General features: G+C 62.3%; 6 protein-coding genes. 5 read left to right on the forward strand and 1 reads right to left on the reverse strand.

All coding sequences use genetic code 11. The features are described from left to right. Positions 1 to 5: 5 nt before the first annotated feature. Complete coding sequence (gene tssI / locus EN808_RS27265; RefSeq protein ID WP_135917251.1) at positions 6 to 2,330, reverse strand: type VI secretion system tip protein TssI/VgrG; 2,325 nt, start codon at positions 2,328 to 2,330, stop codon at positions 6 to 8. Positions 2,331 to 2,579: 249 nt separating this feature from the next. On the opposite strand from tssI, the gene tagH reads away from it, so the two are divergent. The 5 genes from tagH (at position 2,580) to EN808_RS27290 (ending at position 12,496) form a co-directional block, all read left to right on the forward strand. Then, the gene (gene tagH / locus EN808_RS27270; protein WP_135917252.1) at positions 2,580 to 3,632 is read left to right on the forward strand and encodes a type VI secretion system-associated FHA domain protein TagH; all 1,053 of its coding nucleotides are present in this window, start codon (positions 2,580 to 2,582) and stop codon (positions 3,630 to 3,632) included. 299 nt (positions 3,633 to 3,931) lie between these two features. Beyond that, a complete protein-coding gene (gene tssL / locus EN808_RS27275) occupies positions 3,932 to 5,419 on the forward strand; it encodes a type VI secretion system protein TssL, long form (protein WP_135880697.1) in 1,488 nt (495 codons plus the stop codon). 22 nt (positions 5,420 to 5,441) lie between these two features. Further along, positions 5,442 to 8,990, forward strand: coding sequence for a type VI secretion system membrane subunit TssM (tssM, locus tag EN808_RS27280; RefSeq protein ID WP_135917253.1), 3,549 nt, complete (start codon positions 5,442 to 5,444; stop codon positions 8,988 to 8,990). 159 nt (positions 8,991 to 9,149) lie between these two features. Continuing rightward, a complete protein-coding gene (locus EN808_RS27285) occupies positions 9,150 to 9,923 on the forward strand; it encodes a PP2C family serine/threonine-protein phosphatase (protein ID WP_135880699.1) in 774 nt (257 codons plus the stop codon). A 5-nt stretch (positions 9,924 to 9,928) separates the two neighbouring features. Further along, on the forward strand, positions 9,929 to 12,496 hold the full coding sequence (locus EN808_RS27290) for a serine/threonine-protein kinase (RefSeq protein ID WP_135917254.1): 2,568 nt from the start codon (positions 9,929 to 9,931) through the stop codon (positions 12,494 to 12,496). Positions 12,497 to 12,504 lie beyond the last annotated feature (8 nt).

Genomic DNA, 12,504 nt, shown 5'->3' on the forward strand with positions numbered 1-12,504 from the left:
TCCCTCTAATTCTGGTGGATCTTGCTGCCCTTGAATTGGATATCGCCGGATGCCTTGCCGCTGATCTTTCCGGAAGCATCAATGGAAATATCCTTGCCTTTGATGTTGATCGTCCCATCCTTCTTCATGATGATCTCCGCACTTCCGCACTTCAGCGTGATCGAGTCCTTCGCCTCGAGCGTATAATTCTTGCCTACGTTGAAGGCCGAGTCGTCGGCGATCTGGACCAGGCTCTTTTTTCCGACCTTCAGCTCATGTGCGCCCGCTACCTGTGTGCTGTCGTCGACGCCTATCTCTGTCTTGCGGGTTTTGGTGATCTCGGCCATCTGGGCGCCGCCAATTTTTATGCCCTGGTCCGCGCCGATCTCGATGCTCTGGCTGGCGGATATGTTCCAGCTGTCGCTGGCCCCGATCGTATGGCTCTGCGCCGCGCCGACCGTGACCGACCGTGTCGAACCGATTGTATTCTCTTGCGGCCCGCCAACGCTTCGTGTCTCAGACGCCCCGACCGTGTCGATGCGAGCAGCGCCAACAGTGACCGTCTGGACAATCCCCACCGTCTGCGAGTGGTTGGAGCCGATCGTCTCCGAAGAGTTCGAACCGATGCCTATCGTCTCGTTTGCACCCACTGTCAGCGAGCGGTTCTTGCCCACCGTCTCGGTGTCGTTCGAGCCGATATTCGTGGTCTGGTCGACGCCGACCTTGACCGTCTTGTTGTTGCCGACATCCTCGTCGAGGTTGTGGCCGACAGAATGCTTGGCGTCGTGGTCGATGCGGTCCGACTGGTCGTGCTGGACCAGCTTGGTGCGGTCATGCTTGATCAGAAGGTTGTGGTCTTTCTGCGCCTGGAAATTGACCAGTTCGGAGCCGGCCTTGTCCTCGAACATCAGCTCGTTGTAACCACCGCCGCCTTTCGAGGAGTTGGATTTCCACCCCGACTGCGTTGCATTGCCCGGCAAGCCGTAGGGCGGCATCTGCGAGGCATTGTAGACCCTGCCGGTGATGATCGGCAGGTCAGGGTCGCCTTCGAGGAAGTCGACGATCACCTCCTGGCCGATGCGCGGTATCTGGATGAAGCCCCAGCCGCTGCCGGCCCAGGTCTGCGAGACACGCACGAAGCAGGAACTGTTTTCGTTCTTCTTGCCCAGGCGGTCCCAGTGGAACTGCACCTTCACCCGGGCATATTTGTCGGTGAATATCTCCTCGCCTGAAGGGCCGACCACCGTCGCCGTCTGCGGTCCGCGCATGATCGGCCGCGCCGTGATCCGCGGCGCGCGATACGGCAAGGCAGTCGGCGCGACACCCAGCACGATCTTGTAATTCTCACTGTGGGCTTCGTTCTGGGTCCTGTAGCCCGGATCGAACAACCTGTATTCGGCGCTGACAACCAGATACTCCTGGTTCTGGTCATCGCGCGGAAAGCTTTCCAGCTTGAACGTACAGCCGGAATGGAGGCCGCGCACGGTTCCGACCGCGGTGATGCGCTGGTGCACGGCCTGGAGTTCCTCGCGCCGGATGCCGGCCAGGGTGTCGCCGCGCCCGACATCGAGATGCGCCCCAGGCTGGCGATAGTTCTCGCCGGAGGCTTCCTTGTGGCTGAACGGCTGGGCGGACTTCGCCATCAGATCGGCGCCAGGCTTCTGGAAATCATAGTCGGTATGGGCATAAGCCCCCGGCCGCACCGAACTGCCCGGAATCCATTCGGTGATGTATTCGACGTCGCGCCGCGAGCCCTGTCCCTCAAAGTTATAAGGTATCTTCTCGTAGCCCGGCGCCGGCTTCAGCTTGCTCATCGCATCGCACAGTACGAGCGTGTGCTTGCCCTCGTCATGCTCGAAGAAATAGAAGATGCCTTCGTGTTCGAGCAGGCGCTGCACGAAATCCAGGTCGCTCTCGTCGTACTGCACGCAGTATTCGCGCGAGGGGTACGACGCTTGCAGCCGCTTCTCGAATTTCGCCGTGCCGTATTTCGAGAAGATCTTTTCAACGATCTCGACAGCGGTCATGTTCTGAAAGATCCGGCAATCGGTGACGTTGCCGAGGAACCAGAGCCACGGCCTGACGACCGCTTCATAGTAGGCCAGCCGGTCCTCGATGCGAGTCAGGCGAAACTCGGACACCAGGCCGCAGAACCAGCGTTCCGGATCGGATTCCCCTTCGACCGAAACCATGCCTCCCAGCATCTTCAGCGGATCGATCTCGGAGCTGGGACTGACGAAGCCAACCGTATAGGCAAAGCAACGGCTAATCTCGTCGCGGCCGACAAGATGCGTGAAGGTCAGTTCGGCGCCGACCGGCGTCTGCACAACCGTGGCACGTTCGTTCGGCATGGGTCGAGCCCCTCCTGGACGCGGCCGCCGGCGCGGTGGATTTGAAGCTCCCGTCATCTGCCCAGGAACTTTTGAGAGCCCGCCGCACCAGGCCGTGTTGAGCCTACCACATGTTGTCCTGCCGACCAAAGAGGACGCACGGCGGAAAACCTTAACCTGTCGATGCATCGCCTCGAAACGCTGCTGTCCTGTTGTATGTGCAAACTGCTAGAATGTGGAGTATCGGTCAGTGTTCGGCGGCGATCCTGGATGTACATCAGTCTGCAAATCAACAATGTCGACGCCTTGCCTGCGGGCATCTCGGCCGGCTACGCGGCGCGGGATCGCAGCTTCGAGATCGGACGCGATGCTTGCGACTGGACCTTGTCGGACCCCGACAAGTTCATCTCCGGCCGGCATTGCGAGGTCCGCTACGAGGGAGGCGCGTTCTGGCTGCACGACGTCTCGCGCAACGGAACCTACATCAACGGATCAAACCAGCGCATGACCAGCCCGCAGCGGCTGGCCAATGGCGACCGGATGCTCATCGGCCGCTATGTCGTCTTTGTGTCGATCGATGAGGAGCGCGCTGCGACCGGTCACCCCAGCCACGGTTCGACGCAGCGCGAAATGCCGGTCGCTGCAGGCCGCTCGCTGGAATTCGGAGATGGGCCGTTTTTCGATCCCTCGGAGCAACAGTCCGGGCAGCGCGTTGCGGCGTCGACGTTCCCGTCGCAACCGCCCCTGCCCTCGACCAGGGATGAAGTGCTGAGGGAAATCGCCATCGGAGCCGGCATTTCGCCGGAATTGCTGCAATCGCGCGACCCGCATGAAGTTGCCGCCGAAATCGGTGCGGTGCTGCGAACGGTGGTCGAGGAACTGACATTGCTGCTGAAGGCACGCGCGGCGGCGAAGATGCTGGCCAAGAGCACACAGCGAACGATGATCAGTGCCGCCGACAACAACCCCCTGAAGTTCGTTCCGGGAACCGACGACATCCTCGAAATCATGTTCGCACGGCGCCGGGCCGGCTATCTCGATGCCAGGCGCAGCATCGAAGATGCATTCCGCGATCTCAAGACCCACGAATTCGCCACCTATGCCGCCATGCAGGCCGCGCTGTCGCGGCTGCTTGACGACCTGTCTCCGGAAGCGATCGGACGAAAGCTTCCGCCGACATCGTTCTCGTCGAAGAAGAGCCAGGCATGGGACGCTTTTGTCACGACCTGGCGAACCATGGAGGAAGCACACGAGAACGGCATGCTGGACATATTCCTGGCCTATTTCAGCGAAGCCTATGCAAAAGCCGACAAGCAGAAATAGGCGTTTCAGGGGAGCCGTGGCGCTGCAGCCAACGAAGACAACTCTTCGGTGCGTGGCATCCGGTTCCAATCGAGAGTTTCCGAGATTACGATCGCTTACGACAATTCGCCAAACGGGTAAGGCTGGTCGACCTGGGTGTCTGCGACAATGTCATCTTACGGCGGGATAGCAAAATATAGCCAACTTTCCTTAAGACAGAGCCCTGCCCTGCAGGGCCTGCCTTTGCTTTGCCTGACCGCGAGAAGCTTTGCGCCTGGCCGGCAAGAGCGCGGGCGTCAGGCGCGGACGGACGATTGGCCATGAGCTCGAAAGACGATCCTTTCGGCCCGGCCGGCAAGACCGTCATTCGCGCCACGCCACGACGCGAGCGAAAGCCGGCGCCGGTCCCCCAGGAGCCTGTCGCGGATGGCGGCCAACCCTCGCAGATCAGGGACTCGACAGTGTTCGATCCCGGCGTCGGCCGGCAGACACCGCCGGGCTGGACATCCGGGACCGTGATGTATCAGGGAACTCCTCTTGCGGCGGCGCCGGCGCCGGCCCTGCGGCAGGAGACCCTACTCAATATCACCGAAAGTGTCAGATATTCCGCGGCAAACCCGATCCTTGCCGCGGCCGCACCGTTGCTGATGCTGTTGGGCCAGCTCAGGCTTGTCCCGGTCGAGAGACAAGCGGAGCCATTGGCGGAGCATGTCGCCGAAGCGATAGACAAGTTCGACCGAACGATGGAGAAATCCGGGGTCGCGGAAGAGGATGCGCGGATCGCGAAATTTGTCCTGTGCGAAACAGCCGACGACCTCATCGGCAACCTGCCTTGGCCACGAAAAGACGCCTGGGTGCAGCACAGTATGCTGACGCAGTTCTTCCACGTCGAGCCCAACGGCACGGGCTTCTTCGAAGCGCTGAACAAAGTCCTAGCCAGCCCGGAGGCACATTACGATCTGCTCGAACTGATGCATGTCTGCCTGTCGCTGGGGTTTGAGGGCCAGTATCGCGGTCTGACACGCGAGGACACCAATCTCGAACGTGTTCGGCGCGACGTCTTCGAAACGCTTCGCTATTTCAAGCCCCGCGCGGACGAAGACATCTCGCCCCATTGGCGGGGCCTGTCGGCGACGGTGACGCAGTCGTCGACGCGCCTGCCGCTCTGGGTCGTTGCGGCAGCGGCATCAGCGCTGCTGACTGCCGCATTCTTCGCGTTGCGGGTCTTCATCACCAATGAAGGCGACGCCGCCGCGGATGAATTGCTGGCGCTCAACCCATCGACGCCGATCGCCATCGAACGGGCCAGCGTGGCGCCGTTAGCCGAGCCGGCGAAAGTCACCCCGCCTCCTGCCACAACCACGCAGATCGATCGCATCCGCTCGGCGCTGGCCAAGGAAGTCGGAGCCGGCGGGCTGACCGTGGACACCAAGGGCGACTTCATCGTGGTGGAAATTAACAATCTCCTGTTGTTCCAGTCCGGCAAGGCCGATGCGAAACCAGAGTTCCAGCCCATAGCCGCTGATATCGCTGCCGCCCTGGAACCCGAGCGCGGACCGATCAGGATCGTCGGCCACACCGACAATGTGAAGCCGCGAAAATCGAGCCCGTTCAAGTCCAACTTCGACCTTTCCGTGGCTCGGGCGAAGGCTGTCGAAACGATGATGGCGCCGAAGTTCAGCGATCCCTCGCGACTGACCGTCGACGGCAAGGGCGAGGACGAGCCGATCGCCGACAATGCAACGCCGGAAGGCCGCGCCGCTAACCGCCGTGTCGATGTGATGATCGCCAAGGAGGAAACATTGTGAGCACGGCCGTTTGGAAGCGCCGATGAAGCGTTGGCTGCTGTGGATATTCAGCATGATCGCGCTGGCCGGATTTGCGGCGGCGGTGTGGTTTGCGGGACCTTTGATCCGCTTCGCCGATAGCCGCCCCCTCGGACCTGTCTGGTTGCGCGCGGCAATCATCGGTGTGATCGTGGCGGCCGTGGCGCTCTTCTATGGATTGCGTTTCTGGCGGATGCGCAAGGCGCAAAAGGCGCTGGAGATCGCCGTTGCCCGCAACGACGGCAGGGATGACGACTCGCAAGTACTCGAGGCGCGCATGAACGAGGCGATCGCCGCGCTTAAACGGTCGAGCGGCAAGCGCAATTTCCTCTATGAGGTCCCCTGGTACATCATCATCGGCCCGCCCGGCGCAGGCAAGACAACGGCATTGGTCAATTCCGGCCTGAATTTCCCGCTGGCCGTTTCGGGTGATGCCCAGCCGGTCGCCGGCGTTGGCGGCACGCGCGCCTGCGACTGGTGGTTCACCGACCAGGCCGTGCTGATCGACACCGCCGGACGCTACACGACGCAGGAGTCCAATGCCCAGAGCGACAGCAAGAGCTGGCTCGCCTTCCTGTCGCTGCTCAAGAAATGCCGCACACGGCAACCGATAAACGGCGTCATCCTGGCGATCAGCCTTGCCGATCTCATCGGCCTCGACGACCGGCAGCTTGACGCTCACGTCGTCGAGATACGCAGCCGTCTGCGCGAAATCCACGAGACGCTGAAAATCCAGTTTCCGGTGTATCTGGTTTTCACCAAGGCCGATCTTGTTGTCGGGTTCATGGACTATTTCGGCGGTTTCGACGAGACGCGCCGGCGCAAGGTCTGGGGCGCGACATTCCAGACCAGCGATCGCACGAAGAACATGGCCGCGGAGGCCCCGGCCGAATTCGATGCGCTGGCGAGACGCCTGGTCGAGGAGATGCCCGACCGACTTCAAGAAGAGGCTGACCCGGTCGCGCGCATATCCGTCTTTGGCTTTCCGGCACAGTTCGGTGCGCTGAAGGGCCGAATTGCGAGTTTTATCGCCGGCCTGCTCGATCCGGGCCGCAGCCAGGTGAATGCCAGCCTGCGGGGACTCTATTTTTCGTCAGGCACGCAGGAGGGAACGCCCATCGATCAGGTGCTGGGCGCGATCAGCCGCAACTTCGGCAACAATTCCAGCGCCCATCTTTCCGGAAGCGGCAAGAGCTTCTTTTTGCATGATCTGCTGACAGGCGTCATTTTTGCCGAATCCGGATGGGTCTCGTACGACAAATCGGCGGCAAGGCGGGCGGCGATCGCCAGATTTGCCGGGCTTGGCGCTATCGCGTTGATCGCCGCGGTGGCCCTCGGCATCCTGGCCCTAAGCTTCATCGCCAACGGGTCGCTGATCGCCTCCACCAAGCAGGCCATGGGCCAGTATCGCACAACGGCGGACGCGCTGCTCAAGAGCACCGAGGTCAACGATGTCGACCTCGAAAACGTCATTGGCCCACTCGACCAGTTGCGCGATCTGCCGGCCGGGTTCGAAACCGGCGACGTGCCGACACCGATCGAGGAAACGTTCGGCCTCAGCCAACGGGAAAGACTGCTTTCGGCATCCAGGACGGCTTACCGGCAAGCGCTGGAACGAATGTTCCGATCGCGTCTGCTGATCCAGGCGGAGCGGACGATCCAGGCCAAGATGGCCGATCCCGCCGCGCTCTACGAGCCGTTGAAAATCTATCTGATGCTGGGCGGCAAGGCGCCGAAGGTCGACGACGCGTTGATCGTCTCCTGGATGAAGCAGGATTGGGAGCAGAACCGGTATCCAGGCGAAAACAACCGCGCAGGACGCGAGCAACTTGAAAAGCACTTGCGCGCCATGCTTGCGCTGGACGACGCCTATGATCCGGTTTTCCAACTCAACCAACCACTCGTCGAGGCGGCTCAACGCTCGCTTGGGCGGATGAGCCTTGCCGACCGTGCCTCCGCGCTGATCAGGTCTGCCGTATACGCGGCGGCGCTGGATGATTTCTCCGTTTCAGCGAAGGGCGGACCGGAAACGCCGCTGGTATTCGAGCGTGTCGATGGCGGCGACCTGTCAGGCCTTCGTGTTCCCGGCCTCTATACCTATGCCGGCTTCAACCGTTTTTATCTCGGACAGCTCTCGCGCATTGCGCAGATGCTCGTCGACGACCAGTGGGTGCTTGGCGGCGGCGGCGAACAGGGCGGCATCGATCAGGAGTTGCTGAAGCTCGGCCCCCAGCTCCTCGATCGCTATGGCAAGGAGTTCGCAACCGCGTGGAACAGCGTTCTCGATGGGTTGAAATTCAAAGCGATGCTGAAGGACAAGCCGCACTATATCGCGCTTTCCGCCGTCGCATCGCCAACCTCGCCGATCGAACAGCTGTTTACAGCGATCGCCGCCGAAACTGCCCTTACGCGGGGCGCTGCTTCTGGCAAGGAGCCAGCCACCGGGGTTGAAGCCGGCACGGTTCAAGGCCCGTCGATGGCCAGGGGTCTGGCTCGGATCGGCATACAAATAGCTACCGGAAAATCGCAAAGCCGTGCCGGCACGGGATCTGCGGCGGCGCAAAACCAGAGCCCCGGGGGCAACATTGAAGCGCAGTTCCAATCGTTCCAGGCCTTGGTGAGCGGTCCTGCCGGGCGCCGACCGATCGATGCCTTGACCCAGAACTTCCGCGACATCTACAAGAGCCTGCAACTGGCGACCGACGTGCCGTCGCAGACGGATCGCGTCAACGCCAATCTGCAGCTGCAGATAGCCACCCTTCGTGCCAATTCCTCGCGCCTGCCCAAGCCACTCGCCAGAATGGTCAATGCGACGGCGGACGAATTCGAAGGCAACGTCGCCGAGACTTCGGTGGCGAATTTGAACCAGCTGCTCGACCGGGCGGTCACGGCTCCTTGCGAGGCGGCTGTCAACGGCCGTTATCCTTTCGCCGGCGATGGCACCGAGGATGTGGCGATGGCGGATTTCGCGAAACTGTTCGCACCGGGCGGGCTTCTGGACCGGTTCTTCGCGCAGAATCTCGCATCGCTGATCGACATGAGTGGCCAGGACTGGAGCTGGAAACAGGATGTGCGCTTCGGGCGCGACCTGTCGAAATCGACGCTGAAAATCTTCCAGCAGGCGGCCGAAATCCGCAGCGCCTTCTTTCCCCAAGGCGGTTCGACGCCCTCGATCAGCATCACCTTCACGCCGTTCTCACTGCATGGCGATGCTGATGCCGCGGTGCTCGATGTCGATGGCCAGACCGTCCAGAGCAACCAGGTGGGCAACGCGCCGAGCATCGTGACCTGGCCCAGCGGCGCGGCTTCCGGTTCCGCCAGCCTGAGGCTGACGCCGGAGATGCCAGGCCGCGAATCCACCATCAAGTTCGAAGGGCCGTGGGCGCTGAAGCGGCTCATGGACAAGGCGTCCATCACCGGCACCGACAATAATGTCCAAGCGCGCTTCGTGATCGGCGGGCGCGACGTCAGCTATACGATCCAGACCGGCTCCGGCCCCAACCCGTTCCTGCTTCCGGCACTTTCCGGATTCAGCTGTCCGAAGGCGTTTTGAGATGGGCTTCGAACTTTTCAATGCGGTAGCACCCTTCGGGAGGCTCAGGCGCCCGGACCTTAATTTCGATACTTTAATGGTCGAGCCTGTGGCAGACTGCCGTGAGCGAGCGCCCGGGATTGGGCCGCAGAGGACGCGTGAGAAGCGTTTGGTGGCAAGGTGAGCGATGTCGCCCTTCCCTTTGACAGTTTCGGCGTGAGCCACAAAGGCTGTGTCCGCGAGCACAATGAGGACAACTACCTGCTCGAGCCACGAACCGGGCTTTGGGTGGTGGCCGACGGAATGGGCGGGCATGAGGCCGGAGAAGTCGCCTCGGCCAGCATTGTCGACCACCTGGCCACGATCGGCATCGCAAGCTCCGCTCCGGACCTGCGGGCGCGCTTCGAGGACAGACTGAGCCGGGCCAATGCCGAGATCCGCGGCATATCGGAATCGCGCGGCATCACCATCGGCTCCACGGTCGCCGCCCTGTTGGCGATGGACGGACGGTTTGCCTGCCTGTGGGCTGGCGACAGCCGGGTCTATCTGATCCGCAACGCCGCGATCTCGCAGATTTCGAAAGACCACACCGAAGTGCAGGAACTATTGGATCGAGGCATGATCAGCGCGGCCGAGGCGCTGACCTGGCCGCGCCGCAATGTCATCACGCATGCGGTCGGCGTCAGCGACGACTTCGTCATCGATTTCCAGCAGGGCGAACTGATGCCGGGGGACATTTTCGTGCTGGCCACCGATGGGCTGACGGCACATGTCACAGATGCGGAGATCGAGGCCGCGGTGGTGTCGGCAACGCCTCAGGCGGCCTGCGAAAATCTCTTGCAAACGGTGCTGACGCGGGGCGGAACGGACAATGTGACCATTGTACTGGTGAAGATCGGAACCGGGCGCAATGGACAATCGCTCCACCCTGATCTGTCCAGAGCGGAGGGCTGAGGCCGATGAGCGCCGATGACAAGACGCGAATATCGCCGCAGGTGGCCAACACCGCGGTCGGCACGCAGCTCAGCGGCATCTACGAACTTGACGAGCGGATCGCATTTGGCGGCATGGGCGAGGTCTATCGCGGCCACAACATCCAGACCGGCGACCACGTCGCGATCAAGATAGTGCTGCCCGAGTTTGCCCGTGACCAGACGATCCTGTCCTTGTTCCGCAAGGAGGCCTCGATCCTCAACCATTTGTCGCATGACGCGGTCGTGCGATACCACGTCTTCACCATCGATCCCGGAATCGGCCGGCCCTACCTCGCCATGGAATTCGTCGACGGCGAGTCGCTGTTCGACATAATGCGAAGGGGGCCGATGCCGACGGAAGAGGTGCGCAAGCTCTGCCATCGCCTCGCATCCGGCCTAGCCGCCGTGCATCAAGCCGGAGCAATCCATCGCGACCTGTCGCCCGACAACATCATCCTGCCGGGGGGCCGGGTCGACCGCGCAAAGATCATCGATTTCGGCATCGCGCGATCAGCGACGGTGGGCGGGGAAACGCTGATCGGCGGAAAGTTCGCGGGAAAATACAACTACGTTTCACCCGAACAGCTCGGGCTGTACAGCGGCGACGTCAGCGAGCAGTCCGACATCTACAGCCTTGGGCTGGTGCTGGCCGCCGCCCTGCGCGGCAAGCCGATCGACATGAGCGGATCGCAGTACGAGATCATCGAAAAGCGCCGAACCGTGCCTGATCTCTCTGACATCGACGACGATTTTCGTGACATTGTCGAAGCCATGGTGCAACCGGATCCGCAAGACCGGCCGGTCAGCATGGCTGACATCGCCAGGATGACGCGCGGCGAAGACGAAGCGACAACACCGCCCCCATCCAGGACACCCCGCGACCGGCCGGCTTTGCCACCAGCCGAGCAAACCCTTGCTCCTGATCCCAAGCCCCAGCCATCCAATGTCGCGGGGCACAACGTGCCGGCGGCGACGGGCCCGGGCGAGCAGGGCTTCGTTCCGCATGTCCGGCCAGCGCATCTGTCCAAACCGTTGCCTTCGCCGGCCGCCAGCCCGCCGCGCACGGCCGCGAGCAATGTCCCCGGGAAACCCGCGAAGACCCGAACCATCGCGATCGCTGCTCTTGCGACGCTGGCTGTCGTCTCGGTCGCCGGCCTTTACCTGAGCGGCTTCATGACACCTGTGACGCCGACTGCCGGCAAGACATCGCTTTCGCCCGAACCATCGAAGCCGGCGCCGACGGACAAGGTCGCGAGCGCCCCCGAGCCGGCAATGACAGGTCCGGCCGCGGAGCCGGGAGCCAGCGTCCAGCCTACTGAAAAACAGCCAGATGCCGTGGCAACCCAACAGCCGCTGCCGGCCAAGCCCGCCGAAATCCCCTCGCAGGCTAAAGCCCCGAAGCCGCCGGCAATGGCAGTCCAACCGCAAACAGAGGCGAGCGCACCGCCGGCTGGAAACCAGGCAGATGCCAAGGCCGTGCAGACGGCAGAGCCGGCGAAGCCTATTGCTCTCCCGCAAGCCATGGAACCCCCAACGCCATTGGCAACGGATGCGCAGCAACCGTCCGCAAAGGCATCGCCGACACCCCAGCAGAATACGATGGTCAGCAACAGTCAGACGGCAGTTCCAGCGCCTGAGACGACAGCTCCAGCCGCACCGGCAGTTCCAGCCCCGCCAGCCGAGAAGGTGGCAACGCCGCCATCGGCCAAGCCAAAGGTTGTGGAGACCCCAAAGCCCGAACCACAGATCAGCCAGCCGGAAGCACCCAAGGTGACCGTGCCAGCACCCAAACCAAGCGTAAGCCAGACGGATACCGCGAACGCCGAGGGCCAAAACGCCTCGCCACCGCCGGCCAAACAGCCGGACCTACCAGTCGTCGCGTTGAACGTACCCAAACCGGCGATCCCCCCGGTCGTCGACGATAGCGCGCAACGTGTCTCCTGGGTTCGCGACTTCGGCGGCGGCGACTGTTTCTATGCCACCATGACGTCGTCGACCGACAAGGCCGCCGCGATCGAAGGCTTTGGCACGGCGGTCCAGCCATTCGAACGGATGCTTGGCGATTTCCAGGCAAAATTCCACGTAGAGCCGGACATCAGCGTCCGCCTCATCGAGCCGAGCCAATGCGAAGTCACCAACTTTCTGCGCTTTCTCGGGCAGACCACGGCCGACAAGCCGCAGCTTGTTCTCGACCGGACATCGGTGCCTGATGGTACGCCGATCAGCGGCACGCTGGTGACGCACGGCGGGCTCATCTCCAGTGTCCTGCTGATCGATCACAAGGGCATGATGTTCAATCTCGACGACCGCATCGTCGCACAATCCGACAAGGCCACCTTCAGCATCCCGATTGGCCTCGGCGCCGCCGACAAGGCCGCCGGGAAGGCCGTGCCGCAGATCATAATGGTGATCACGGGTCCGCAGGATATTCAGGCGGCAGCCTTCGCGACGCCGACGCCGGCCTCGGTGCTGCTGCCCAAGATTCTCGAAGAGATCGAGACCGACGGATCGCAATTTTCAGCCACTGCCAAGTATTTCCGGCTCGGCGGATAGCATGGGCG

The organism is Mesorhizobium sp. M8A.F.Ca.ET.165.01.1.1 (assembly GCF_004792065.1).
In the GTDB taxonomy this organism is placed as follows: Bacteria; Pseudomonadota; Alphaproteobacteria; order Rhizobiales; family Rhizobiaceae; genus Mesorhizobium.